General features: G+C 72.4%; 21 protein-coding genes and 2 pseudogenes. 3 read left to right on the top strand and 20 right to left on the bottom strand.

The window, feature by feature from the left end; all coding sequences use genetic code 11:
* Positions 1 to 36 precede the first annotated feature (36 nt).
* The 15 genes and pseudogenes from U5640_RS34400 to U5640_RS34330 all read right to left on the bottom strand — a co-directional run.
* The gene (locus tag U5640_RS34400) at positions 37 to 1374 is read right to left on the bottom strand and encodes a sugar ABC transporter substrate-binding protein (RefSeq protein WP_340385493.1); all 1338 of its coding nucleotides are present in this window, start codon (positions 1372 to 1374) and stop codon (positions 37 to 39) included.
* Positions 1375 to 1620: 246 nt separating this feature from the next.
* Positions 1621 to 2246: pseudogene (locus tag U5640_RS34395) on the bottom strand (pectate lyase); the annotation flags it as partial.
* A 29-nt stretch (positions 2247 to 2275) separates the two neighbouring features.
* Positions 2276 to 2698 carry a family 43 glycosylhydrolase gene (locus tag U5640_RS34390; RefSeq protein ID WP_340381465.1) on the bottom strand — a complete coding sequence of 141 codons (423 nt, stop codon included), beginning with the start codon at positions 2696 to 2698 and terminating at the stop codon, positions 2276 to 2278.
* Positions 2695 to 3546, bottom strand: a complete 852-nt coding sequence (locus tag U5640_RS34385) for a PmoA family protein (protein ID WP_340381463.1) — start codon at positions 3544 to 3546, stop codon at positions 2695 to 2697. Before U5640_RS34385 ends, U5640_RS34390 begins: the two co-directional genes overlap by 4 nt.
* Positions 3546 to 4700 (bottom strand): Gfo/Idh/MocA family oxidoreductase, encoded by a 1155-nt coding sequence (locus tag U5640_RS34380; RefSeq protein ID WP_340381461.1) that lies wholly within the window; start codon positions 4698 to 4700, stop codon positions 3546 to 3548. Before U5640_RS34380 ends, U5640_RS34385 begins: the two co-directional genes overlap by 1 nt.
* A complete protein-coding gene (locus U5640_RS34375; RefSeq protein ID WP_340381459.1) occupies positions 4697 to 5155 on the bottom strand; it encodes a hypothetical protein in 459 nt (152 codons plus the stop codon). The genes U5640_RS34380 and U5640_RS34375 overlap by 4 nt, the downstream gene beginning before the upstream one ends.
* Positions 5152 to 6051 carry a carbohydrate ABC transporter permease gene (locus U5640_RS34370; protein WP_340381457.1) on the bottom strand — a complete coding sequence of 300 codons (900 nt, stop codon included), beginning with the start codon at positions 6049 to 6051 and terminating at the stop codon, positions 5152 to 5154. Before U5640_RS34370 ends, U5640_RS34375 begins: the two co-directional genes overlap by 4 nt.
* Positions 6048 to 6983 carry a sugar ABC transporter permease gene (locus U5640_RS34365; RefSeq protein ID WP_340381455.1) on the bottom strand — a complete coding sequence of 312 codons (936 nt, stop codon included), beginning with the start codon at positions 6981 to 6983 and terminating at the stop codon, positions 6048 to 6050. The genes U5640_RS34370 and U5640_RS34365 overlap by 4 nt, the downstream gene beginning before the upstream one ends.
* Positions 6984 to 7066: 83 nt before the next feature.
* Positions 7067 to 8812, bottom strand: a complete 1746-nt coding sequence (gene araD, locus U5640_RS34360) for an L-arabinonate dehydratase (protein ID WP_340381453.1) — start codon at positions 8810 to 8812, stop codon at positions 7067 to 7069.
* Positions 8809 to 9720 carry a dihydrodipicolinate synthase family protein gene (locus tag U5640_RS34355; protein WP_340381451.1) on the bottom strand — a complete coding sequence of 304 codons (912 nt, stop codon included), beginning with the start codon at positions 9718 to 9720 and terminating at the stop codon, positions 8809 to 8811. Before U5640_RS34355 ends, araD begins: the two co-directional genes overlap by 4 nt.
* Positions 9717 to 10373 carry a GntR family transcriptional regulator gene (locus tag U5640_RS34350; RefSeq protein WP_340381449.1) on the bottom strand — a complete coding sequence of 219 codons (657 nt, stop codon included), beginning with the start codon at positions 10371 to 10373 and terminating at the stop codon, positions 9717 to 9719. The genes U5640_RS34355 and U5640_RS34350 overlap by 4 nt, the downstream gene beginning before the upstream one ends.
* Positions 10374 to 10524: 151 nt before the next feature.
* Positions 10525 to 11277, bottom strand: coding sequence for an MBL fold metallo-hydrolase (locus tag U5640_RS34345; RefSeq protein WP_340381447.1), 753 nt, complete (start codon positions 11275 to 11277; stop codon positions 10525 to 10527).
* 122 nt (positions 11278 to 11399) lie between these two features.
* Positions 11400 to 12005 carry a TIGR03086 family metal-binding protein gene (locus U5640_RS34340; RefSeq protein WP_340381445.1) on the bottom strand — a complete coding sequence of 202 codons (606 nt, stop codon included), beginning with the start codon at positions 12003 to 12005 and terminating at the stop codon, positions 11400 to 11402.
* Between the two features lie 67 nt (positions 12006 to 12072).
* Positions 12073 to 13236 (bottom strand): hypothetical protein, encoded by a 1164-nt coding sequence (locus U5640_RS34335; RefSeq protein WP_340381443.1) that lies wholly within the window; start codon positions 13234 to 13236, stop codon positions 12073 to 12075.
* Positions 13233 to 13445: pseudogene (locus U5640_RS34330) on the bottom strand (5-dehydro-4-deoxyglucarate dehydratase); the annotation flags it as partial. The gene U5640_RS34335 and the pseudogene U5640_RS34330, both read right to left, overlap by 4 nt.
* A 174-nt stretch (positions 13446 to 13619) precedes the next feature.
* Here U5640_RS34330 and U5640_RS34325 point away from each other — a divergent pair.
* Positions 13620 to 14429, top strand: a complete 810-nt coding sequence (locus U5640_RS34325) for an NAD(P)-dependent oxidoreductase (protein ID WP_340381441.1) — start codon at positions 13620 to 13622, stop codon at positions 14427 to 14429.
* Between the two features lie 90 nt (positions 14430 to 14519).
* Entirely contained in the window at positions 14520 to 15719 is a 1200-nt protein-coding gene (locus U5640_RS34320) for a TerD family protein (protein ID WP_340381440.1), read from the top strand.
* A 71-nt stretch (positions 15720 to 15790) separates the two neighbouring features.
* Here the strand turns inward: U5640_RS34320 and U5640_RS34315 are convergent, their stop codons facing one another.
* The 5 genes from U5640_RS34315 to U5640_RS34295 form a co-directional block, all read right to left on the bottom strand.
* A complete protein-coding gene (locus U5640_RS34315) occupies positions 15791 to 16357 on the bottom strand; it encodes a helix-turn-helix domain-containing protein (protein WP_340381438.1) in 567 nt (188 codons plus the stop codon).
* A 148-nt stretch (positions 16358 to 16505) separates the two neighbouring features.
* A complete protein-coding gene (locus U5640_RS34310) occupies positions 16506 to 17531 on the bottom strand; it encodes a 1-aminocyclopropane-1-carboxylate deaminase (RefSeq protein WP_340381435.1) in 1026 nt (341 codons plus the stop codon).
* A gap of 14 nt (positions 17532 to 17545) precedes the next feature.
* Entirely contained in the window at positions 17546 to 18184 is a 639-nt protein-coding gene (locus U5640_RS34305) for a GntR family transcriptional regulator (protein WP_067258614.1), read from the bottom strand.
* A 153-nt stretch (positions 18185 to 18337) separates the two neighbouring features.
* Positions 18338 to 19786 (bottom strand): alkaline phosphatase PhoX, encoded by a 1449-nt coding sequence (locus U5640_RS34300; RefSeq protein WP_340381432.1) that lies wholly within the window; start codon positions 19784 to 19786, stop codon positions 18338 to 18340.
* Positions 19787 to 20388: 602 nt separating this feature from the next.
* Positions 20389 to 21819, bottom strand: a complete 1431-nt coding sequence (locus U5640_RS34295; RefSeq protein WP_340381430.1) for a hypothetical protein — start codon at positions 21817 to 21819, stop codon at positions 20389 to 20391.
* Between the two features lie 248 nt (positions 21820 to 22067).
* On the opposite strand from U5640_RS34295, the gene U5640_RS34290 reads away from it, so the two are divergent.
* Complete coding sequence (locus U5640_RS34290) at positions 22068 to 23894, top strand: endonuclease/exonuclease/phosphatase family protein (RefSeq protein ID WP_340381428.1); 1827 nt, start codon at positions 22068 to 22070, stop codon at positions 23892 to 23894.
* Positions 23895 to 23896: the final 2 nt, after the last annotated feature.

The raw sequence follows: 23896 nt of genomic DNA, 5'->3' as shown, positions 1-23896 counted from the left end.
GGACCCGCAGCCGCCCCGCGACCCGGACCACCCGAGTTATCCGTGGTTCTTCTTCCAGTCGGCCTGAGCGGCGTTCAGCTGCTCGGCCAGCGTGTCCAGGAAGTCCTTCGCGCTCATCTTGCCGAGCAGCACCTTCTGGAAGTTCGGTTCGTTGTCGGCCTTGGAGATCGTGTTCCAGTCGGGCAGGTAGTAGGGCAGCTGCACGATCTTCGTGCCGTCCCCCGACAGCGCATCGGCGGCGAGCTTCGTCGGCTCCGAGGACTGCACCCAGCTGTCCTGCGCCGCCTCCAGGTTCGCGGGCACCTGACCGGCCGTCTCGTTCCACTTGCTGTTCGCCTCGTGGCCCGCGGCGAACTCGATGAACTTCCAGGCGGCGGTCTTGTTCCTGCTCGACTTGAACAGCCCCAAACCGTCGACGGGGTTGGACACCTGCACCCGCGTGCCGTCGTCCTGCGTCGGCGCGGGGATGCCCTTGAACTTGCCGGCCAGCGCCTTCTGGTGGTCGCCGTAGGAGCCGAGGTTGTGGCTCAGCATGCCGATGGTGCCGCTGTCCCACTGGGCGACCATCTTGGTGAAGTCGTTGTTGACGTCGGCCGCCGGGGTGTCCTTCTTGTACAGGCCGGTGTACTTCTCCAGCGCGGCCACGTTCTTGGGGTCGTTGACCGTGGTCCTGTCACCGCTCCAGAACTCGGTGATGCCGCTCTGCCCGTAGGTGGCGTCGAGGGCCTGGGCGATGGACCCGGCACCGCCGCGGATGGTGTAGCCGAACGCGTTCTTGCCCTTGTTCGTGAGCTTGTCGGCGGCCGTGTAGAACTTCGTCCAGGTCGTCGGCGCCTCCAGGCCCGCCTGCTCGAACAGGTCGGTGCGGTACCACAGGGTGCCGTTGTTGGCGGAGGTCGGCACGCTGTACGTCTTGCCGTCGACCCCGGCCGCCTTGACGCTGTCCAGGAACTTGGCGTTGAGCTGGTCCTTCAGGTCGCTCTTGGCGAGGCGGTCGTCCAGCGGTTCGAGGGCGCCCTGCGCCGCGACCTCGGCGAGCATCGCGGTGCCCACCCCGCCGACGTCGGGCAGGCCGCCGCCCTGGATGGCGGTGTCGTACTTGGACTGCACGCTGTCGGCCGGGACCCCGACGTACTTCACCTTGATGTCCGGGTTCGCCTTCTCGAAGTCGGCGATGATCTCCTTCCAGACGTCGGTGCGGACACCGCCGTTGTTGTCCCAGAAGGTGATCTCGCCCTTGCCCGAGCCGTCGCCTCCCTTGTCACCCGCGCTGCCGCTGCCGTCGTCACCGCAGGCGGTGGCGGTCAGCGCGAGCACGGAGCCCAGGGCGACGGCCAGTGCGACGCGCCTGCTTCTGCGGATGCTGCTCTTCATGTGGTCGGCTCTCTTCTTCCGGTTCTGCTGGATCCAGCGGAGATATGAAGTTGTGGGGGGTCGGTGGGGGGCGCGGGCCGCGCGGGCGTACGGCGCCCAGCCGTCCGTGCCGGTGAGGTGGGCGGCGACCGTGTACGCCCGGGCGTCCTCGTCGCCGAGCTGCGGCCGGTCCGGCGAGACCGCCGCGGCCGGTCCGTGGTTGCGGTACTCGGCGAGCCGGGCGTCGCGCCAGGAGAAGCCGCTCATGTTGTCCGCCGGGGGGTTGCGCTGCTCGGTGCCCGTGAACCAGTTGTGGTCGAGGGTGATCCGGGTGCGTCGAAGTCGGTGGTCTTGCCGTCCCAGTCGCCCTCGACGTAGGAGTCCCGGATCGTCGGATTGCGGATGACGACGTTGTGGGTGCCCGGTCCGAGGTGGAGCTCGCCGTGGACGATCTCCCCGGTGTCGCCGACGCCGGTGATCGTCCTGTCGGAGCCGACCACGATGTCCGAGCCGAACGGCTGAACCGCCACCGAGCCCTTGACCCGGATGACGTACGGCTCCTCGGCGGCCGCGTACCGCGCCAGGGCGGCCTGGTCGGTGACGGTGACGACCTTGCCGCCGGCCCCGCCCGTGGTGCCCCCGGCGAGGGAGGCCAAGCCGTGGGCGCGGTCGGTCCAGCGGTCGGCGGCGGGCGCGGTGGCCGGGGCGGCCGGGGCGGCCTCGGTGGAGGGCGCCGGGGCGGCGCCCCTCGCCCCGCCGGTCGCGCCGGGGCCCAGGGCGGCGACGAGACCGGCGACCGTGGCCGGCACCACGGCCGTTCTCGGCCGGGGACGCTGCCGGGGCTGCGGGGGCGGCCCCGATCTTGGTAAGCGCTTGCTGTGGAAGTGCGTCATTGCGGCTCCCGACGGCGTGGGGGAAGGGGTCAGAGCGGTCTGATCCGGAACTCCGTGAACGAGGCCGCTCCGGCGTGCCCCGGTCCCGAGGGGGCGAGCGCGAAGAGACCGAGCAGGGCGCCGACCCAGCGCCAGGGGGCGGCGGCGAAGACCGGGCCGGACGGGCGCAGCCCCTCGCCGGTGTCGTGCGCGAACCGGCAGCGGGCACCCGCGCCGATCTCGATCCGCCGGGCCCGGCCCGCGGGTGCGAGCAGCGGGTGGGCGGCGTCGCGTTCGCGTTCGGCGAGGCCGACCGGCGTCCGGTTGACCAGGTCCCGGGAGTGCAGCAGGGGCAGTCCGGGGGCGCGGCCGAAGCTGGAGGCGGTGAGGTGGAAGTCGTCGCCGACCCGGACGACGTCGGGGTCGGACCAGTCGGCGTTCAGGACCGGGTTGGTGCAGGTGGCGGCGGTCACCGGTTCACCGCCTTCCTGACCAGCGCCGCCGCCTCGTCGCGGCCGAGGCGGCCGTCGGCGACGACGGTGACGATCCGGCGTACGGCGGTGTCGCCGGGGGCGATCGGGAGGCGGGCGGCCGAGGCCAGCGAGGAGCCGACGCCCGGGTACTCGGCGGTGCGGACGAACCAGGGGTCGCGGCGGGTGGTGTCGGTGGCGCCCGCGAGGACCAGGGTCCAGTCGGTGCCGGCCAGCGCCAGCCAGTCGGCACGGCTGCCGTGCACCCGGTCCTCGCCCCCGGTGTGCGCGGTGAAGACGTCCGGGGCGGTGTCCTCCTTGCGGGCCCGCCAGAAAAAGCCGCCGTAGGCGGCGCCGGGGCGTCCGTTGGTCGCCGGGCTGCCGAGGGACAGCGGGGCGCCGGTGACGTTGGTCAGGGAGAAGGTGAAGTCCAGCGCCCAGGCGGTGTCGGTGAGTCCGGTGGCGGCGACGGTACGGCGCTCGCGCAGCAGCTCGGCTCCCGAGGCCACCCAGCGCAGTTCCTCCACGAAGCCGTCGGGGTCGCGCAGCTGGAAGGAGTGGTGGCGCTGCACGCCGTGGTTGTCGAGCTCGGTCGGGCCCCGGTCGCGGACGTAGGTGCGTCCGCCCCAGAAGTTGTGCCCCTCGACGTCGGGTACGGCTACACCGACGCCGAGGTGGTGGAGGTGGTCGGCGGGGGCCAGTTCGGTGACCTGGGTGCCGGCCAGGGTGGTGACGGGGTGCAGGTAGGGGCGCGGGGAGAGCCGGGCGGGCAGCTCGGGCCGGGTGACGTAGCGGCCGACCGGGCGGCCCGCGGCACGCAGCACGACCGGTGCGTCGGGGGCTTGTGCCATCAGGTGCTCACCTCTTTCGGATGCGCGGTCGTGAGCGCCCAGGGGGCGCCCAGTTCGGAGTAGAGGGAGAGGGTGTCGGCGGCGGCGGCGACCAGGCCGTCGATGCCGGGGACGACCCTGCGGTCCTCGTCCTCCAGCAGCCGCCAGGTGTCCCGGTCGAGCTGGACGGGGTCGGGGGCGACCCGGATCGCCTCGACGACCCGCATGAACGCCTCGGTGGCGGCGGGCGGCACCAGCAGGCCGGTGCCGTCGGTGAGGTGCTCGACGAGGTTCTCCAGCAGGTCGGTGCGGCCGTACTCGAACTCCTCGGGGCCGTGGCCGGCGCGCTGGAGCAGGACGCGGTCCTGCTTGTACCAGTAGGTGATCCGGCCCCGGTCGCCGTGGACGACGACATAGGGGTCGTCGGGGTCCTCGGCGCACAGGGTCGCGGCGACCACGATCGGCAGTCCGTCCGTGGTGGTGACACGGACGCAGGAGGTGTCGTCGGACTCGATGGCGTTGGCGTGCGCCAGTTCCGTCTCGATGCCGGCGACGTCCTCGGCGCGGGTGGCGCCGGCCAGGGCGAGGGCGGTGGCGACGGCGTGCGCGAGCGGGTTGGTGAGGGCGCCGTCGATGACGTCGACTCCGTTCAGCCGTCGCCGGCCGGCCCAGGGGGCCCGTCGGAAGTAGGCCTCGGCGCGGGCCCACGCCCCGGCGCCGCCGACCCCGCCGACCCCGCCGATCGCCCCGTCGGCGAGCAGCCGGCGGACGGCGGGCACGGCGTGCGAGCCCAGCGACTGGAAGCCGATCTGGCAGACCACGCCCGCCGCGGCGACGCCGTCGGCCATCCGGCGGAACTCGGCGTAGGACGGGGCGGGCGGCTTCTCCAGGAGCAGGTGCACGCCTCGGGCGGCGGCCGTGAGGGCCAGGTCGGTGTGGGTCGGGATCGGGGTGCAGATCACCGCGATCCTGGCGCCGGTGGAGTCGAGGAGCGCGCCGAAGTCGGCGGACTGCTCGGGGGCGCCGAGGCCGTCGGGGATCTCGTCCGGGGTGAGCGGGGTCAGTTCGCACAGGCCCGCCAGCCGGACGATGCCCTTGTCCTGGAGCCGCCGGATGTTCTCCAGGTGCCAGTGGCCGTGGCCGCGCGCGCCCGCCAGGACGATGTCGATGGTCATGGGATCCTCCCTGCGCCCGCGCCGCGTGCCACCTCGCGGTCGGCCACCGCGGCGCTGTCGATCTTTCCGTGCAGGGTAGGCGTCGGGCCGGCGTCCGCGGTGAGATCACGCTCGCTGCGGCTGTGGTGGGCGTTGTGGACGGCGAGGAGGTCGAGGGGCCGGCCTCCCCCAGACTTCGTCCGGGGGGACCCCCACAGGGTGCCGCTCCGGTGCAGGGCGGTGCCGTTCCCGGCGACCTTGATGATCTTGGGGGTGTCGCTGCCGTGGTCCAGGGCGCGGACGGGTCCGGCGCGGTCGGTGACGGTGTACACCTGGGCGCCCCCGGTGGTGCCGGCGCCGTACGCCGCCCAGCCGTCGCCGGCGGCGAGGGTGTCGCGGCCCCGGGCCTCGGCGTGCGCGGGGACGCAGAAGGCGCCCACCAGGACCCCCATGGAGGCGATCTGCCGGAGTCTCATCCCTTCACCGCCCCCGCGCTGAAGCCGGTGATCAGCCACTTCTGGATGAAGGCGAACACGATCACCACGGGGACGGCGGCGATGATGCCGCCCGCGGCGAGTGCGCCGAGGTCGACGCTGTCCGCGCTCATCAGGGTGTTCAGACCGACCGGGATGGTCTGCTTGGTCTGGTCGGAGAGGAACATCAGGGCGAAGAGGAAGTGGTTCCAGGCGTGCACGAAGGCGAAGGAGCCGACGGCGATGAGCCCGGGCCGCAGCAGGGGGAGGACGACGATCCGGAAGGCGGTGAGCCGGCCGCAGCCGTCGACCCAGGCGGCCTCCTCCAGGGAGTAGGGCACGTTCCGGATGAAGCCGCTGATCAGGATCATCGACAGGGGCAGCTGGAAGACCGTCTCGGCGATGATGACGCTGCCCAGTGAGTTGATCATCTTCAGCTCGGCGAAGATCTGGAAGAGCGGGACCAGCAGCAGGGCGCCCGGGACGAACTGGGTGCAGAGCAGGGCCAGCATGAACCCGCGCTTGATCTTGAAGTCGAAGCGGGCCAGGGCGTAGCCGCCGGTCAGCGCGACGAGGGTGGTGAGCAGCAGGGTGGCGACGCCGGTGAGCACGCTGTTCTGGAAGTAGATCGCGAAGTCGCGTTCGTTCCAGACCTTCTCGAAGTGTTCGAAGGTCACCGGCCAGGGCACGAGCGAGGTCGAGCCGGCCGGGCGGAACGCGAAGAGCAGGATCCAGTAGAACGGGATCAGGGTGAAGAGCAGGTAGACCGACAGGGGGACGTAGATCTGCCAGCGGGGGACCTCGTCCCAGGCGCGGTGCTTGCCGCGCGGCCGCCGGTCGGCGGCGGGGGGCACGGGCGCGGGTGCGGGAGCGACCTCGGTGGCGTCCTTGGTGATCACTTGCCTTCACCTCCGAACTTGCTGAGCCGCAGATAGACCATCGAGCAGAAGAGCAGGATCACGAACGCCACCGTGGTGAGGGCGGACGCGTAGCCGAAGTTGTGGGCGTCCACCGAGGTGTTGGCGATGTAGAGCGGGAGGGTGGTGGTCTCCCCCGCCGGGCCGCCGCCGGTGAGCGTGTACAGCAGGTCGACGTTGTTGAACTCCCACACCGCGCGCAGCAGCGTGGACAGGACGATGGCGTCCTTCAGATGGGGCAGGGTGATGTGCCGGAACTGCTGGAGGCGGCTCGCCCCGTCGACCTCGGCGGCCTCGTAGAGGTCCTTCGAGACGGACTGGAGGTCGGCGAGGATGAGGATCGCGAAGAAGGGGACCCCGCGCCACAGGTCGGCGACGATCGCGGCCGGGAAGACCGTGGAGGTGTCCGACAGCCAGCTGGTGCCGTACGCGCCGAGGCCGGCGTCGGCGAGGTAACGGGTGATGCCGGTCTGGGAGTTGTAGAGGAGCACCCAGATCGCGGAGGTCAGCACGCCGGAGACGGCCCACGGGGAGAAGACCAGGGCGCGGCCCAGCGCCCGGCCGACGAAGGTCTGGTTGACGATCAGCGCCAGCGCCAGGCCGAACAGCAGTTGCAGCCCGACCTCGACGACGACCCACTGGGCGCTGAAGGTCAGGGTGTCCCAGAACTGCGGGTCGTCGGTGAAGGCGTGGACGAAGTTGCCGAAGCCCGCGTAGCCGTTCCGCCAGGGCTTGGTGGGGTTGTAGTTCTGCAGGCTGTAGTAGAAGACGCTGATCACCGGGTAGGCGATGAAGCCCAGCATCAGCAGGGCCGCCGGCGCGATCAGCAGGTACGGGAGCCTGCGGGGCGTCGCGGAGGCACGGCGCCGCCGGGGTGGCGCGGGCGGCTTCGCCACGGCTGCGGCTTGGGCCATGGGCTGTTCTCCGTTCTCGGTTGCGTCGTGCAGGAAGCGCTTTCTCCATGGGCAGGGGTGTGCGCTGTCGTCCGGTCGGCGGGTCAGCCCGCGTAGGGGTCGGCGACCTTGCCCGGGCGGGCCAGGAACGCGAAGTCGCAGCCGGTGTCCGCCTGGGTGACCTGTTCGTCGTAGAGCGCGCCGTAGCCGCGCTCGGAGCGGGCGGGCGGCTGGACCCACCGCGCCCTTCTGCGCTCCAGCTCCTCGTCGTCGACCTCCAGGCGGAGGGTGCGCGCCTGGACGTCCAGGGTGATCAGGTCACCGCTCTCGACCAGGGCGAGCGGTCCGCCGACGTGCGACTCCGGCGCCACGTGCAGCACACAGGCGCCGTAGCTCGTGCCGCTCATCCGGGCGTCGGAGATCCGGACCATGTCCCGCACGCCCTGCTTGAGCAGGTGGTCGGGGATGGGCAGCATGCCGTACTCCGGCATGCCCGGGCCGCCCCTCGGACCGGAGCCCCGCAGCACCAGCACGCTGTCGGCGGTGATGCCGAGCTCCGGGTCGTTGATGGTGCGCTGCAGGGTGCGGTAGTCGTCGAAGACGACCGCGGGACCGGTGTGCTCGAGCAGGTGCGGCTCGGCGGCGATGTGCTTGATGACCGCGCCGTCCGGGCACAGGTTGCCGCGCAGTACGGCGACCCCGCCCTCGCTCGCGACCGGGTTGTCGCGGGGCCGGATCACGTCGTCCTGGTGGACCCGGGCGCCGGCGAGCTGCTCGCGCAGGGTGTCGTGGGAGACCGTCGGCCGGTCGAGGTGGAGCAGGTCCGGGATGCGGGAGAGGAAGCCGGGCAGGCCGCCGGCGAAGTGGAAGTCCTCCATGAGGTACGTCCGGCCGCCGGGGCGGACGTTGGCGAGCACGGGGACCGTGCGGGCGATGCGGTCGAAGTCGTCGAGGGTGAGGCGGACCCCGGCCCGGCCGGCCATCGCGATGAGGTGGATGACGGCGTTGGTGGAGCCGCCGAGGCCGAGGACGGTGGTGACGGCGTCCTCGAAGGCCTCGGCGGTGAGGATCTCGGAGAGGACGCGCCCCCGGTGGACCTGTTCGACGATCGTCAGTCCCGCCTGTGCGGCCATCCGGTCGTGTCCCGAGTCCACGGCCGGGATGCTCGACGCCCCCGGGACCGTCACGCCCAGCGCCTCCGCGGCCGCCGTCAGCGTGGACGCCGTGCCCATCGTCATGCAGTGGCCCGGTGAGCGCGCGAGGCCGTTCTCCAGCTCGGCCAGCTCGCAGTCGCCGATGAGGCCGGCGCGCTTGTCGTCCCAGTACTTCCACATGTCCGTGCCGGAGCCGAGGACCTCGTTGCGCCAGTGCCCGGGCAGCATCGGCCCGGCGGGCACGAAGACGGTGGGCAGGTCGACGCTGGCCGCGCCCATGAGCAGCGCGGGGGTGGTCTTGTCGCAGCCGCCCATCAGGACCGCCCCGTCGACGGGGTAGGAGCGCAGCAGCTCCTCGGTCTCCATGGCGAGCAGGTTGCGGTAGAGCATCGGCGTCGGCTTCTGGAAGGTCTCGCTGAGCGTGGAGACGGGGAACTCCAGCGGGAAGCCGCCCGCCTGCCAGACGCCCCGCTTCACCGCCTGCGCGCGGTCACGGAGGTGCACATGACAGGGATTGATGTCCGACCAGGTGTTGAGGATCGCGATGACCGGCTTGCCGAGGTGCTCCTCGGGGAGGTAGCCGAGCTGGCGGGTGCGGGCGCGATGGCTGAAGGAGCGCAGACCGTCGGTGCCGTACCACTGGTGGCTCCGCAGCTCTTCGGGCCGCTTGCGGGGAAGATCGTCGAAGCGCTTCACAGGGACCACCCCGCGGCGATGGCGGCCACCTCGGCACGCTCGCTCTCGGGCAGTCCGCGGCTCGGCGGGCGGACCTCGGCGCGGCACAGGCCCAGGGACGCGAGGGCTTCCTTGACCACCGTGACGTTGTTGGCGGAGCCGTTGGCGGCCCGCAGCTCCTCGAAGCGGCGGATCTGCTCCCAGACCTTCATGGCCGCCGGGTAGTCCCCTGATCGAAGCGCTTCAATCATGTTCAGCGAAACGGCGGGGGCGACGTTCACCAGCCCCGAGGTGAAGCCGGTGGCGCCCGCCGAGAAGTAGGAGGGGGCGTAGGGCTCGGCGAGCCCGGCCACCCAGACGAAGCGCTCCAGACCCGCGTCCCGGGCGAAGGCGGCGAAGCGGGCCGCGTCCGGGACGGCGTACTTCACGCCGATCACGTTGGGGCAGGCGTCGGCGAGTTCCGCGAGGCGGTCGCCGTGCAGCTGCGCGTTGCGGATGTAGGGGACGACGCCCAGCTCGGGCACGGCCTCGGCGATGGCCCGGTGGTAGTCGACCCAGCCGCGCTGGGAGACGTACGGGTGGACGGGCTGGTGCACCATGACCATCGCGGCACCCAGCTCTTGGGCGTGCCGGGCGGAGGCGACGGCGGTGGGCACGTCGTGACCGACCCCGACGAGGATCGTCGAACGGTCCCCCGCCTCGTCGACCGTCAGCTCCGTGACCAGCCGCCGCTCCTCGGGGGTGAGCGCGTAGAACTCGCCGGTGTTGCCGTTCGGCGTGAGCGTGGTGATCCCGCCGTCGAGCAGCCGGCGCAGGAGGGCCCGGTGGGCGGCCCGGTCGACGGTGCCGTCCTCGGCGAACGGGGTCACCGGGATCGCCACGACGTCGGCCAGGGCCGCACACTGGGACTCGAACGCCACGCTGCTCATTCCTGGCCTTCCTGGTTCGCCGCCGCGGGGAACGCTCGTTCGACGAACGACGCGATGTGGGCGTGCAGGGCGCGGGCCGCGCCGTCGGCGTCGCCGTCGAGGGCGAGCCGCAGGATCTCCCGGTGCTCGCCGGCCTCGCGCTCCCAGGAGGGGGAGGCGGCCCAGGCGACGGCGGAGACCAGGGCGGCCTGGTCACGGACCTCGTCGAGCATCCGGCCGAGCAGCGGGTTGCCGCAGGGCAGGTAGAGGGCCCGGTGGAACTCCCGGTTGGCGAGCGAGCGTTCGGCCGTGTCGGCGGCGCCGTCGGCCCGGGTGAGGGCGTCCCGGGCGGCGTCCAGCGAGGCCCCGCGCCGGACGGCCCGCTTCAGCGCCTCGGGCTCCAGCAGCAGCCGGACGTCGTAGACCTCGCGCGCCATGTCCGCGTCCACCATGCGCACCGTGACGCCCTTGTACTGGCTCATGACGACCAGTCCGGTGCCGGCCAGGGTCTTGAGCGCCTCGCGCACCGGGGTCTTGGACACCCCGAACTGTGCGGCGAGATCGGTCTCGACCAGGGCCTGCCCCGGCGTCAGCCGACCGGTGAGGATGCGGCGTTTGATCTCCTCCAGCACGTACTGCGTGCGGGAGGGGATCGGCGTGGGCACAGAGGTCATGCGCGCCTCTCGGATCTCGGATCTCGGATCGGATCTCACATATCGCGTCTCATATATGACGTACGAAGTACGACGCGTTGAAGGTAGGGAGGCCCGCCGTGTTTCGTCAATGCTTCCGACAGAGGAAGTCGAGCTGACCGCGACACCCGGCTCAGAAGGGGATGGTCTCGCCCTCGCGCGCGGTGCGGGTCGGTCCGCCGAAGGCCGCCGCGGCCCGTGCGGTCGCCTCCTCGCGGGTGAGCGTGGGCCCGACATGGGTGATGAACAGTTCGCGCACACCCGCCTTGCGGGCGGCCTCACCGGCGCCCTCCGGGGTCAGGTGCACCTGTTCGCTTTCGCCATGCCGGTCGACGTCCGCCTCACAGAGGAACAGGTCGGCACCGGAGGCGGTCTCGGTGAGCGCGTCGCACGGGCCGCTGTCCCCGGAGTACACGAAGACGCTCCCCTGGCTCTCGGCGCGCAGGGCGTACGCCTCGGTGTCGTGCGCCACCGCGCGGGAGGTGAGGCGTACGTTCCAGTGCCGGACGGTGTGGCCGTCGTAGAGGGGCCGGAAGTCGAAGACCTCGCTCAGGAACCGGATGTCCGGCCGCCCGAAGAACCCGGCCAGGCGGCGGGCGCAGTCCATGGGGGCGTACACCAGGACGGGCACCGGCGGGGTCAGGCCGCCGTAGGCGAACGCGTAGGCGGCGGAGAGCAGGTCGGCGCTGTGGTCGGCGTGGAGGTGCGAGATCCAGATCGCCGTGAGCCGTTCTGGATCAGTGTGCCGCTGCAACTCGGCAAAGGTTCCGGGGCCCGCGTCCACCCAGATCTCGGCGCTCCCGCCGCGCAGCAGATAGCCCGAGCACGGGCGCCCCGGACGGGGGTGCGGGGAGGCGGTGCCGAGGACGGTGAGACTCAGGGGCATGGTGGGGAGCGTACGGTCCGTCCCCGCCGGGCGGGCCCCGAACGCGTAGGTCTACGGCATCCGTACACCACCGTCTACGGCCCGCCACGGCGCTGCGGCCCGCCCGTGTCTTCTCTCGGCGGTCACCCCCGCGGCCGGCCCGGGTCCCGTCCGCTCAGGCCGACGGCGCGGTCCAGCAGGGGGGCGTCCTCCGGTACGGGTACCACGGGCCCGAAGATCCCGCCGCCGCGGGTCGGATCGTCGGCGGCGGCGCGCAGGAAGGCGTACGTCGCCTCCAGCGCGGCCGGGTCGGGGGTGTACTCCTGGCCGGTGGCCCGGGCGAGGTCCCAGCCGTGGATCACCAGTTCGTCCGCGGCGACGGCTCCGGCGACCGCGCCGGGCAGGTCGATGCCGCCCGCGCGGGTCGTCCCGGTCCAGGCTGCGGGGTCCCGCCATGCCTCGGCCAGTTCGTCGAGGACCCGGGGCAGCTCGGCGCGCCAGCCGGGCGCGAGCCGGGGTACGGAGTCGGTCGGCGGGGTGTCGGTGGCGGCCCCCGGGTCCTTGCGCGCGGCGTCCCGGAAGGCGGCGGCGAGCCCGGCCAGATGCCCGAGCAGGGTGCCCACGGGGTACGCGGGGCAGGGCGTGCCGTCCGTGAGCTGCTCGTCCCGGACGGCCGCCGCGAGGCGGGCCACGATCCGGGTCTGGGGTCCGAGGTCGAGGAGGGTTGTCGTGTCGGTCCTATCGGTCATACAGGGGTGACCGTCCGGGGCGCCCGAACTCATCGCCCGGCGTCCGGGGCGTGCGGGCCCGCCCGTCTCAGCGGGCCGACAGCGCCTCCCGTACGGCGGTCAGGTCGGCGTCCGACGCCAGGCCCGCGTGGTACAGCCGGATCTCCGTCGCCCCCAGCTCACGCGCGCGTGCCGTGTCCTCGGTGAGCGTGCCGGGGCTGCCGCCCATGCCGGAGACGATGCCGAGGTTCGCGGCGATCACGGCGTCCGCGCGGCCCTGCTCGGCGAAGGGCGTCAGCAGGCCCGGCCCGCCCGCGCACGGCACCACGACACCGTCCGCGACGGAGAGGACGTGCCCCGGGTCGACACCGGCATTGGCGCCCACGTGGTGGGTCACGGGGTCGGCGTGCAGCAGCACCTGGAAGCCCTCGGGGGCGGCCGCGCGGACGGCGGCGACCGCGCTCTCCTGGAGCGTGCGGGCGGTGCCGTCGCGCCACGCGCGCGTGGCCGCCGCCGTCTCCTCCCCCAGCAGCTTCTGGACGCCCGCCCAGCCTCCGTCGTCCGGCGCCCCGCGCCACAGCGGCTCCAGCGCCTCGCGCACGGCGGCGGCCAGCGCGTCGGCGTCCAGGCCCTGTGCGCCGTAGCCGGTCCGGCAGGCGGGGCAGAAGCAGAGGGCCATCAGGTACTGGCCGGCGTCACCGAGACCGACCCCGCCGGTCTTGTCGTGGGCGTGCAGGTGCTGGAGGCCGTACCAGCCGAGGGACTCCAGCTCGGTGCCGCGCGCGCCGGGGCGGACGGCGGCCTCGGCGGCGAGGTCGACGAGGTACGCGCGCGTGGCGGGCTGGGCGATGCACGGCGCCCAGGGGTAGCGGTCGCCGTAGGCGTTGACGACCGAGGTGTCCGGGCGGTCGGCGCCCAGCCGGGAGTTGTGGGCGAGCACCACCCAGCTGTGCACCTCCAGGCCGGCGTCCGCGAGGGCCTCGGCGGCCCGGCCGTAGGCGTCGCCGGGTGCCCAGTCGCCGGCCGGGTACGGGCGCAGCTCCCGGCCCTCCCAGCGGGCGTCCGCCGGGTACAGGACGGCCGCGTGCTCGGCGGTCACGATGCGGTGGCGCGGGTGGCGGGGGGTGAGGGCGCGGGTGGAGTGGTAGGCGGCGGCCAGGGTCACCTGCTCCACGCCGAGGGAGGCGATCCGGGCCGGGGCCGCGGGATCGCCGTTGACGTCCCAGGGGTAGACGAACGTCGACGCCTTCACTGCTTCTCCTCCTCCAGGAGCGCGTGGCCGCGCTCGATCAGCCGCGCGAGCTGCTTGACATGATCATCGCCCGGTTCGCTCAGCGGCGGGCGGACTTCGCCGACATCGAGACCGCCGAGCCGGACGCCGGCCCTGACGAGGGAGACGGCGTATCCGCGGCCCCGCGCGCGCAGGTCGACGAACGGGCGGTAGAAGCCGTCGAGCAGACGGCGGCAGACGTCACGGGCCCTCCCCGAGGATAGGACCGAGTTGCGCAGGCCGCTGATTGGAGTTTATGTTTATGAACGCATGTCGCGCCACCCTTGACCGGGCAAGACGGTGATCCTTAACTTGTCCACGCATGTGAATACCGTGCACAGCCTGCGACTCAAGGAGAACCGAGGATGCCAGCGCCCCGCACCGTCCTGCTCACCGGAGCCGCCGGCGGCCTCGGCACCCTGATGCGGGACCTGCTCCCCGCCCACGGCTACACGCTGCGCCTGCTGGACCTGCGCCCGATCGAGGGCGAGCCGGACGCGATCGTCGCCGACCTCGCCGACCGGCAGGCCCTGCGGGAGGCCGTCCGGGGCGTCGACGCGATCATCCACCTCGCGGGCATCTCCCTGGAGGCCCCCTTCGAGAAGATCCTCAAGGCCAACATCGAGGGGACCTACAACCTCTACGAGGCCGCCCGCGAGGAGGGCGTCGCCCGGATCGTCTTCGCCTCCTCCAACCACGCCGTCGGCTTCACCCCCCGCCCCCGCGGCGACGACCCGCTGATCCCCGTCGACACCCCGCGCCGCCCGGACACCTTCTACGGCCTGTCCAAGTCCTTCGGCGAGGACCTCGCCCAGCTCTACTGGGACAAGCACGGCCTGGAGACGGTGTCGGTGCGCATCGGTTCCTGCTTCGGCGAGCCCACCAGCGTGCGCATGCTGTCGGTCTGGATGAGCCCGGCCGACTGCGCCCGCCTCTTCCACGCGGCCCTCACCGCCGAGAACGTCGGCCACACGATCGTCTACGGCTCCTCCGCCAACACCCGCCTGTGGTGGGACCTCGGCTCCGCGCGGGCGCTCGGCTACGAGCCGCAGGACGACTCCGAGCCGTACGCCGAGAAGCTGATCGCCGAACAGGGCGAGCTGGACCCGGAGAACATCGCGCACGCCTACCTGGGCGGCCACTTCGTGAGCGACCCGCCGATCTGGCCGTACTGAGCTCGCCGTACCGGGCTCGCCGGCCGATCCCCGCGGGGACGGTAAGGGAACGGTAAAGCGGGTTCGTTCGTTCTACCCGGCATGACAGCTATGACCCCTGGCTCGAACATCCCTCTCCCCGCCTCCCGGGTGGCGGTGGACGTCGCCGCCCCCGTGCGGCTCGACGTGTCGGGCCTGCTGCTCACCGGCGACGGCAAGGTGCGCTCCGACGACGACTTCATCTTCTACAACCAGCCCTCCGGCCCCGGCGTGACGTACCGCTCCGGCGGCGGTACGGCACCGGACGCGATCACGGTCGACACGGCCGCGGTGCCGCCGGGCATCGAGAAGATCGTCGTCACGGCGAGCCCGGACGCCGCGGGTCAGACCTTCCAGGGCATCGAACCGACCGCCACCATCCGCAACGCGGACGACAACAGCGTCCTCGCCACCTTCACCCCGCCGCAGCTCGGCACCGAGACGGCGCTGGTGGTCGTGGAGATCTACCTGCGCAACGGCGCCTGGAAGGCCCGGGCCGTGGGACAGGGCTACGCCGACGGGCTGGCGGGCATCGCCACCGACTTCGGCGTCACGGTGGAGGAGCCGACCGCGCCGGCGCCCGCCGCCGCTGCCCAGGTGGCGCCCGCCCCGCCCGCGCCCGCCGCGGTGGCGTCGGCCGTCCCGCCGATGCCGCAGACCCCGCCGCCGCCCGCCCCGCCCGCGCCCGGCGCCGGGAAGATCAATCTGGACAAGGGCCGGGTCAGCCTCCAGAAGAACCAGACCGTGTCCCTGGTCAAGGCCGGCCGGCCGCTGCTCTCGCAGATCAAGATGGGGCTCGGCTGGGAGCCCGCCTTCCGGGGCGCGGACATCGACCTCGACGCGTCCGTGATCGCGTTCGGCCCCCAGCGCAACCACATCGACAGCTGCTACTTCGGCAAGCTGTCCATCGTCAACGGCGCGATCAAACACTCCGGGGACAACCTCACCGGTGAGGGCGGGGGCGACGACGAGGTGATCGCCGTGGACCTCGGCCGGCTCCCGCAGGAGGTCACCGGGCTGGTCTTCACCGTCAACTCGTTCTCCGGCCAGAAGTTCACCGAGGTGGCCAAGGCCTACTGCCGGCTCCTGGACGCCGTCACCGGCGAGGAACTCGTCCGCTTCGACCTCACCAACGCCGAACCCCAGACCGGTGTGATGATGGCCAAGCTGATCCGCCAGTTCTCGGGCGAGTGGGACATGACGGCGATGGGCGACTTCGTCAAGGCCAGGACCGTCCGCAACATGGTCAAGCCGGCGGCGCAGGCGCTCTAGGGGTCCGTCGTCGGGTGCGGGTGGCGGGGGCCGGCCGCGCGGTTCGCCGCGCCGGCGGGGGCCAGGGCCCCCTACGCCCCCAGCCCCTCCACCAGCAGTCCGACGTACCGGCGGATCACCGCCCGCTCGCCCTTCGCCAGTTCCGACGCGGTGGCCACGCCATGGGCCAGCCGCAGGACGTCGATCGGTTCGAGGTCGCCCCGCAGCGCCCCGGCCTCCTGCGCGGCCGACACCAGGCGGGTCGCCGCCCCCTTCATGCTCGTCCCGCAGGCCGTCACCGCGGCCACGCTCCCGTCGGTGACGGCGGAGCCCAGCAGCGCCTTCATCCCGCGCACCTCGATCGTGCCCACGCACAGCTCGTTGAGCCACTCCACCAGGGCCTCCCCCGGTGGCAGCGCCTCCGCCAGCTCGTCGGCCCGCGCCGCGAGCGCCTCGATCCGGTCGACGTACGCCGCCTCCAGCAGCGCCTGCCGCGTGGGGAAATGCCGGTACAGCGTGCCGGAGCCGACCCCGGCCCGCTTGGCGATGTCGTCCAGGGACGCGCCCTCCCCATGCTCGGCGAAGGCCTCGGCGGCCGCCTTCAGCAACCGCTCGTAATTACGGCGAGCGTCCGCGCGCATGGGTCTGACCTGCGTCATCCAGTTACTCCTTGCGAACCGGGGGCCCTCTCCGCACTTTATCGAGCACTCTGTGCGGGCCGTGTCGTGCTGCCCGCATGCTCCACCACTTCCCGCGGGGGCACCAGACGGGCAGCACCGCCTCCGGCGGGGGCGGCCCGGCCGCCGGTCAGAACAGCCCGCTGTAGGCGTTCAGCGCCGGCTGACCGCCCAGGTGCGCGTACAGCACGGTGGAGTCGGCGCCGATCTCGCCACGGCCGACCAGGTCGATCAGACCGGCCATCGACTTGCCCTCGTAGACGGGGTCGGTGACCATGCCCTCGGTGCGGGCGGCGAGGCGCATCGCCTCCAGGGTGGTGTCGTCGGGGACGCCGTAGACGCCCGCGTGGTACCGCTCGTCGAGTTCGATGTCGTCGACCGTCAACTCGCTCCGCACGCCGATGAGCTGTCCGGTGCGGTGGGCGATGCGGGCGATCTGCTCGCGGGTCTCGGCGGGCTTGGCCGAGGCGTCGATGCCGATCACCCGGCGGGGCCGGCCGCCGGCCTCCTCCAGGGCGGCGAACCCGGCGACCATGCCGGCCTGGGTGGAGCCGGTCACCGAACAGACGATCACGGTGTCGAAGAAGACGCCCGACTCCCGCTCCTGCTCGGCGACCTCGTAGGCCCAGCCGGCGAAGCCCAGTCCGCCGAGCGGATGGTCGGAAGCTCCGGCCGGGATGGCGTACGGCTTGCCGCCCGACTCCTCGACCTCGCGCAGCGCCAGTTCCCAGCTCTCCTTGAAGCCGATCCCGAACCCGGCCCGCACCAGCCGTACGTCGGCCCCGGCCAGCCGGCTGATCAGGATGTTGCCGACCTTGTCGTACACGGCGTCCGGCCACTCCACCCAGCTCTCCTGCACCAGCACGCACTTCAGTCCGGCGCGGGCGGCGACGGCGGCGACCTGGCGGGTGTGATTGGACTGCACCCCGCCGATCGAGACGAGGGTGTCGCAGCCCTGCGCGAGGGCGTCGGCGACGAGGTACTCCAGCTTGCGGGTCTTGTTGCCGCCGTAGGCGATGCCGGAGTTGCAGTCCTCCCGCTTGGCCCACAGGGCGGCGCCGCCGAGGTGGGCGGTGAGCCGCTCCAGCGGATGGACGGGGGAGGGGCCGAAGAGGAGGGGGTAACGCTCGTACGAGGAGAGGGACTTCTCGGGCATGGAGCCTCCTTGGCTCATTCGGTGTCGGCCAGGTCGGCCAGGGTGCGCCAGATCTCCGCCGTGATCCGGACCGCCTCGTCCACGTCACCGTCGGCGCAGGCCCCGATCAGCCGTCCGTGCAGCCCGGCCGAGCGGCAGGTGCCGCCCTCGCCGAAGCGCCGTCGCTCCAGCCGGCGGATCAGGGGGGTGTAGCGGGCCACGGTCGCGGCGGCGGCGCGGTTGCCGGCGGCCCGGACCAGGACGTCGTGCAGGTCGTCGTCGGCGCGCAGGGCCGCGTCCACGTCGCCGTCGCGTACGGCGGCCGCGAAGCGCTCGTTGGCCGCGCGCATCGCCTCGACGTCCGCGGCGAACAGGCGCGGCACCGCGGTCCTGGTCGCCAGTTCGTGCATGGCGCCGACCACGGCCGCCGCGTCCCGTACGTCGGACGCGACCACCGGTGTCACCCGGGTGTAGCTCTGCGGCTTGCTCTCCAGCAGGCCCTCGTCCACCAGCCGGGCGAACGCCTCCCGCACGGGCCCCCGGGACAGCCCGAGCCGCTCCGCGAGATCGGCGTCCCGCACCACGGCGCCGGGCTCGATGGCCCCGGTCACGATGGCGTCCCGGATCGCGGCGTAGGCGCGGTCCCTGAGCAGGGTGCGGGGTACGGCTTCCATGAACTGAAATGTTAGATGTCAGTCGGGGCGCGGGCAAGGGAGCACGCAAGGGCGGGGGCGGAGAGGGAGAGATGAGATGAGCCGGGGCGGACATGGGGCGGCCCGCACCCCGGGTGGGGTGCGGGCCGTGGTCCGGTCGGGGGTGCGGGTCGCTCAGCCGCGCTTCTGGCGCTTCCACGGGCCGGTGATCGCGAGCATGATGCCGGGGTCCTGGATGTTGGCGAAGAGGGTCTTGCCGTCCGGGGAGAAGGTGACACCGGTGAACTCGCTGTACTCCGGCGCCTCCGCGGTGCCGATGTTGAGTTCGTTGCGGGCGATCGGGTAGGTGCGGCCGCTGTCGGTGGCGCCGAAGAGGTGCTGGACGCCCTCGCCGTCCTCGGCGATGACCAGTCCGCCGTACGGCGAGACCGTGATGTTGTCCGGGCCGTCGAAGTTGCCGTCCACGTCCGGGTCCGGGTTGACGCCGAGCAGCACCTTCAGGGTGAGGGTGCGGCGCTTGGGGTCGTAGAACCAGACGGCGCCGTCGTGCTGGACCGGGCTCTCGCTGCGGGCGTACGAGGAGACGATGTACGTGCCGCCGTCGCCCCACCACATGCCCTCCAGCTTCCGGGCGCGGGTCACCTGGCCGTCGGTGAACTGCTTGCGGACGGCCGTGGACCTGGCGTCCCGGTCGGGGACGGTGACCCAGTCGACGCCGTAGACCGTGCCGATCTTCGTCGCGCGGGACAGGTCGTCGACGAACTGGCCGCCGGAGTCGAAGCACTTGAAGGCTTCGAGGACACCGGCGTCGTCGGCGAGGGTGCGCAGCTTGCCGCGGCCGTGGCAGAAGTGCTCCGGCGGCGTCCAGCGGTACAGGAGACCGTTCGGGCCGGCCGCGTCCTCGGTGAGGTAGAGGTGGCCGCGCTTGGGGTCGACGACGACGGCCTCGTGGGCGTAACGGCCCAGCGCCTTGATCGGCTTGGGGTTCAGGTTGGCGCGCCGGTCCTCGGGGTCGACCTCGAACACATAGCCGTGGTCCTTGGTCATGCCGTTCTGGCCGGCCTTGTCCTCGGTCTCCTCGCAGGTCAGCCAGGTACCCCAGGGGGTGTTGCCGCCCGCGCAGTTGGTGGAGGTGCCGGCGATGCCGACCCACTCGGCGACCTTGCCGCCGGGGCGGACCTCGACGACCGTGCAGCCACCGGAGGCGGCGGGGTCGTAGACCAGGCCCTCGGTGAGCGGGACGGGGTACTTCCAGTTGGCGCGCGGGCCCTTGAGCTCGTGGTTGTTGACCAGCAGGGTCGCGCCGCGCGGGCCGTCGAAGGTGGAGGTGCCGTCGTGGTTGGAGGGGGTGAACTCGCCGGACTCCAGCTTGGTCCTGCCGCTGTACGTGATGATCCGGTACTTGAACCCGGCGGGCAGCGCGAGGATGCCGGCGGGGTCGGGGACGAGGGCCCCGTAGCCGACGCCGCCGTGTGCGGCCGCGGACTCCTCCGTCGCGCTCTCGGTCTCCGTGGAGGCGAGGGCGTTCGGCGCGGTGGCGAGGGCGCCGACGGTGCCCGCCAGTGCCACCCCGGCACCGGTGAGCGCGGAGTTTCTGGCGAAGTCCCTGCGGGTGAGCGACATGAAGTCTCCTGTGACGGTGGACGTGCCGTGGAGGGTGGCGGACCTCGTTCGGGCGACACCGTTTCGCCCATGCGTGAACGGGAGTTGAACGGCGCGCGGCGGACGGGGACCCGGTTCCATGAATCCGTACGGATCCGGCCAGGGAAGCCAAAAGAGCACCGCTGCGGGGCGGCGACCGGCCGGAGAAGGGGAGGCGGGGTGGGGGGAGGCGGGGCGCGGGGAAGTGGGGGGTGGGGAGGCGGGGCGCGGGGGACACGGGACGCGGGGACGCTGGCGGCGGAAGGGCGGAGGGCAAAGACACGGAGGGCGGAGACGCCGGCGACGGAAAGGCAGGGGGCAGGAAGTCGGGGCGCGGAGAGGCGGGCGGCGGAAAGGCGGAGGCGTAGGCCTGGGGACCCGGCCATTCTCGCCCGCGACCCGGCCCCGACCGCCGTAAGACACGAGGGCCGGCCATACCCGCGACGAGCACCGAGGAGCACCGGGACCGGCCCCGCCGGTCACCGACGGACAGGGCAGCTCCCCTCACCCCCGCGACCACCACGGAGCCGGTCTCCCCCGCGACCCCCGCGGAGCCGGTCGTGCCCGGGCGCCCGTCCAGGGAGTCAGCCGTTCATGTGGGATCGCGCCTTGAAGGCCGCCTTGCGGGCCTCCTTCGCGATGCGCTTGTCCGGGTGCAGGCGGCCCATCGCCTCCAGGACGTCCGGCGTCGCCGGGTGGTCGACGCGCCAGGCCGCCGCGAAGAAGCCGCTGTGCTGGGCGGCGAGGCCCTCGACGAGGGCCTGGAGCTCCTCGGAGTTGCCCTCGGCGGCGAGCTGCGCGGCGACGGTGTCGATGGTGAGCCAGAAGACGAGGTCCTCGGAGGGCACGGGGACGTCGGTCGCGCCCAGCTCGCTCAGCCACACCCGGGCGAGTCCGCCCAGTTCGGGGTCGTCGAGGACCTCGCGCACGGCCGGTTCGGCGTGGGCGCCGACGAGGGAGAGCGCCTCCTGGCAGCGGAGCCGGCGCAGCGGCGCGCCGGGGTCGGTGCCCCGCGCGGCGGCGAGCAGTTCGCGTGCGGCGTCGAGGGGTTGGCGCCGCTCCAGCCACTGTTCCGTCTCGGCGCGGGCGGCCCGCGGACCGTACCCGGCGCTGCCGTCGAGGAGGACGTCGGCGCCCTTGTCGGAGAGGTCGCCGACGGACGGCGCCGCGAAGCCGGACTCCAGCAGACGCGCGCGCAGCCCGTACAGGCCGAGGGGGGTGAGGCGGACCATGCCGTAGCGGGAGACGTCCGTCTCGTCGACGGGCGTCCCGGCGCTCTCCTCGTCCGTCTCGCTCATGAGCGCCTCGTCCACCGGCCGGTAGGTGACGAGACCGATCGGTTCCAGGAGCCGGAACTGGTCGTCGAGGCGCATCATCGCGTCGGAGACCTGCTCCAGGACGTCGTTGGTGGGCTCGCCCATGTCCCCGGGGACGATCATGGAGGCGGCGAGCGCGGGCAGCGGGACGGGTCCGTCGCCGGGGCCGTCCTCGCTGGCGGTGAGCAGATAGAGGTTGCCGAGTACGCCGTCGAGGAAGGCGGCCTCGCCCTCGGGGTCCCAGTCCAGCTTGGAGAAGTCGACGGCGCCGCCCTCGTCCATGGCGTCGATCAGACCGTCGAGGTCGGGCACGGCCGCGTCGGCGATCACCGACTCCAGCGCGCCGAGCCAGACGCCGAGCACGTCGTGCGGGGAGCCGCCGGTCAGCAGGGCGAGGTCCTCGCCCGGCGTGACGGTGCCGGCCTGCTCGTCGGCGAGCTCCAGCAGGCCGATGTCCAGGGCGACGCGCCAGGCGTCCGCCACGTCGGCGGCCGCGTCGTCGCCGGTCAGCCCGAGGTCCTCGGCGGCCGCCGGCAGCAGTTCCTCGGCCAGCCGGCCCCCGGAGTCGACGCGGGTGCCGGGGCCGGCCCAGCGGGCGAGCCGGGCGGCCCGGGAGAGCAACGGCGTGGACAGCGCGTCGCGCGCCAGCTCCGCTTCGGGGTGCAGCCGTACGGGCGGCAGGGGGGAGCTGTCTGACATCGGCTGGGTCTCCTAGGGCGTGGTACCACTCAGGCGTTCAGCCTAGAGGGATTTCCACCCTTCCCGTCCGGTTCATCTCCCCGCCGGGCGTCATACATGGCTCAATCCTTGACAACTGGCCTGATCAAGCAGGAGATTGACGCGCGTAGAAGTCGGGGGAACGACTGTTCACTCATTTCTGCGCGCGTTCCACGCGCTTCCGCTCCACCCTCGTCCCGGCACCCACGTATGTCCCCGGAGGGATCCCGTTGCCGAGCAAGAAGTCCGCGCGCTTCGCCGCGCTCACCGTCGCCGCCGTCTGTTCCGCGGCGTCCACCGTCGCCCTCACCTCCCCCGCGCACGCCGACACGGTGGCGATACATGACATCCAGGGCACGACCCGGATCTCGCCGTACGCCGGCCAGGCCGTCACGGGCGTGACCGGAATCGTCACCGGCGTACGCACCTACGGCTCCTCCAGAGGCTTCTGGATCCAGGACCCGAACCCGGACGCCGATCCGGCCACCAGCGAGGGCGTCTTCGTCTTCACCAGCTCCGTCCCGAAGGTCGCGGTCGGCGACTCGGTCAGCGTGAACGGCACGGTCTCCGAGTACGTCCCGGGCGGCACGTCGTCCGGGAACCAGTCCGTCACCGAGATCGTCAAGCCGGCGGTGACCGTGGTCTCCGGCGGCAACGCCGTGCCGGCCGCCACGGTGATCGACGCGCGGTCGGTCCCGGCCGCGTACACCCCGGCCGGTGACAGCGCCGCGAGCAACTCGATCAACGCGCTCACCCTGGAGCCGAAGAAGTACGCCCTGGACTACTACGAGTCCCTGGAGGGCATGAACGTCCAGGTCGCGGACGCCCGCGTGGTCACGGCCACCGACCCGTACAGCGAGCTGTGGGTCACGGTGAAGCCGCACGAGAACGCCAGCCGGCGCGGCGGCACGGTGTACGGCTCCTACACCTCGCAGAACACCGGCCGGCTCCAGATCCAGTCGCTGGGCGCGACGGCCGACTTCCCGGCCGCGAACGTCGGCGACACCCTGACCGGCACGACCGCGGGCCCGCTGGACTACAACCAGTTCGGCGGTTACACCCTGGTCGCGAACGCACTCGGCACGCTGAAGAGCGGCGGCCTGGAGCGGGAGACGACCCAGAAGCAGAAGAAGGGCGAGCTCGCGGTCGCGACGTACAACGTCGAGAACCTCGATCCGTCCGACACCACGTTCGCGGCCCACGCCTCCGCGATCGTGAACAACCTGCGCTCGCCCGACATCGTGTCCCTGGAGGAGATCCAGGACAACACCGGCGCGAAGGACGACGGGACGACCGCCGCGGACGTCACCGTGACCAAGCTGATCGACGCGATCGTCGCGGCGGGCGGTCCGGCGTACGAGTGGCGTTCGATCGACCCGACGAACGACACCGACGGCGGCGAGCCGGGCGGCAACATCCGCCAGGTGTTCCTGTTCAACCCGCAGCGGGTGTCGTTCACCGATCGCTCGGGCGGCGACGCGACCACGGCCGTCGGGGTGGAGAAGGTGCGCGGCAAGGCGCGGCTGACGGTGTCCCCGGGCCGGATCGACCCGGCGAACACGGCCTGGAAGGCCAGCCGCAAGCCGCTGGTGGGCGAGTTCGTCTTCCGGGGGCAGACGGTCTTCGTGATCGCCAACCACCTGAACTCCAAGGGCGGCGACCAGGCGCTGCACGCGCAGTACCAGCCGGTGGTGCGCAGCTCGGAGGTCCAGCGCCACCAGCAGGCGACGCTGGTCAACGCGTTCGTCAAGGATCTGCTGAAGGCGCAGCGGAACGCGGACGTGATCGCGCTCGGCGACATGAACGACTTCGAGTTCTCCGACACCGCGAAGATCCTCGAGGGTGACGGCGAGCTGTGGTCGGCGATCAAGTCGCTGCCCAGGAACGAGCGGTACAGCTACGACTACCAGGGCAACCAGCAGGTGCTGGACCAGATCCTGGTCAGCCCGTCGGTGCGGCGGTCCTGCGACTTCGCGTACGACAGCGTGCACATCAACTCGGAGTTCCACGACCAGATCAGCGACCACGATCCGCAGGTGCTGCGCTTCGAGCCGTGACC

It is taken from the genome of Streptomyces sp. SS7, assembly GCF_037993025.1.
In the GTDB taxonomy this organism is placed as follows: Bacteria; Actinomycetota; Actinomycetes; order Streptomycetales; family Streptomycetaceae; genus Streptomyces.
Note: the sequence above shows the minus strand (reverse complement) of the source record. Positions and strands in the feature narration are given on the sequence as shown.

Coding starts and splice junctions, on each gene's coding strand:
- U5640_RS34385 (WP_340381463.1), bottom strand. CDS start 3,546: ATGGCACAAGCCCCCGACGCACCGGTCGTGCTGCGTGCCGCGGGCCGC.
- U5640_RS34305 (WP_067258614.1), bottom strand. CDS start 18,184: ATGGAAGCCGTACCCCGCACCCTGCTCAGGGACCGCGCCTACGCCGCG.
- U5640_RS34310 (WP_340381435.1), bottom strand. CDS start 17,531: ATGCCCGAGAAGTCCCTCTCCTCGTACGAGCGTTACCCCCTCCTCTTC.
- U5640_RS34345 (WP_340381447.1), bottom strand. CDS start 11,277: ATGCCCCTGAGTCTCACCGTCCTCGGCACCGCCTCCCCGCACCCCCGT.
- U5640_RS34380 (WP_340381461.1), bottom strand. CDS start 4,700: ATGACCATCGACATCGTCCTGGCGGGCGCGCGCGGCCACGGCCACTGG.
- U5640_RS34350 (WP_340381449.1), bottom strand. CDS start 10,373: ATGACCTCTGTGCCCACGCCGATCCCCTCCCGCACGCAGTACGTGCTG.
- U5640_RS34295 (WP_340381430.1), bottom strand. CDS start 21,819: ATGTCAGACAGCTCCCCCCTGCCGCCCGTACGGCTGCACCCCGAAGCG.
- U5640_RS34320 (WP_340381440.1), top strand. CDS start 14,520: ATGACCCCTGGCTCGAACATCCCTCTCCCCGCCTCCCGGGTGGCGGTG.
- U5640_RS34355 (WP_340381451.1), bottom strand. CDS start 9,720: ATGAGCAGCGTGGCGTTCGAGTCCCAGTGTGCGGCCCTGGCCGACGTC.
- U5640_RS34315 (WP_340381438.1), bottom strand. CDS start 16,357: ATGACGCAGGTCAGACCCATGCGCGCGGACGCTCGCCGTAATTACGAG.
- U5640_RS34365 (WP_340381455.1), bottom strand. CDS start 6,983: ATGGCCCAAGCCGCAGCCGTGGCGAAGCCGCCCGCGCCACCCCGGCGG.
- U5640_RS34340 (WP_340381445.1), bottom strand. CDS start 12,005: ATGACCGATAGGACCGACACGACAACCCTCCTCGACCTCGGACCCCAG.
- U5640_RS34300 (WP_340381432.1), bottom strand. CDS start 19,786: ATGTCGCTCACCCGCAGGGACTTCGCCAGAAACTCCGCGCTCACCGGT.
- U5640_RS34325 (WP_340381441.1), top strand. CDS start 13,620: ATGCCAGCGCCCCGCACCGTCCTGCTCACCGGAGCCGCCGGCGGCCTC.
- U5640_RS34375 (WP_340381459.1), bottom strand. CDS start 5,155: ATGAGACTCCGGCAGATCGCCTCCATGGGGGTCCTGGTGGGCGCCTTC.
- U5640_RS34400 (WP_340385493.1), bottom strand. CDS start 1,374: ATGAAGAGCAGCATCCGCAGAAGCAGGCGCGTCGCACTGGCCGTCGCC.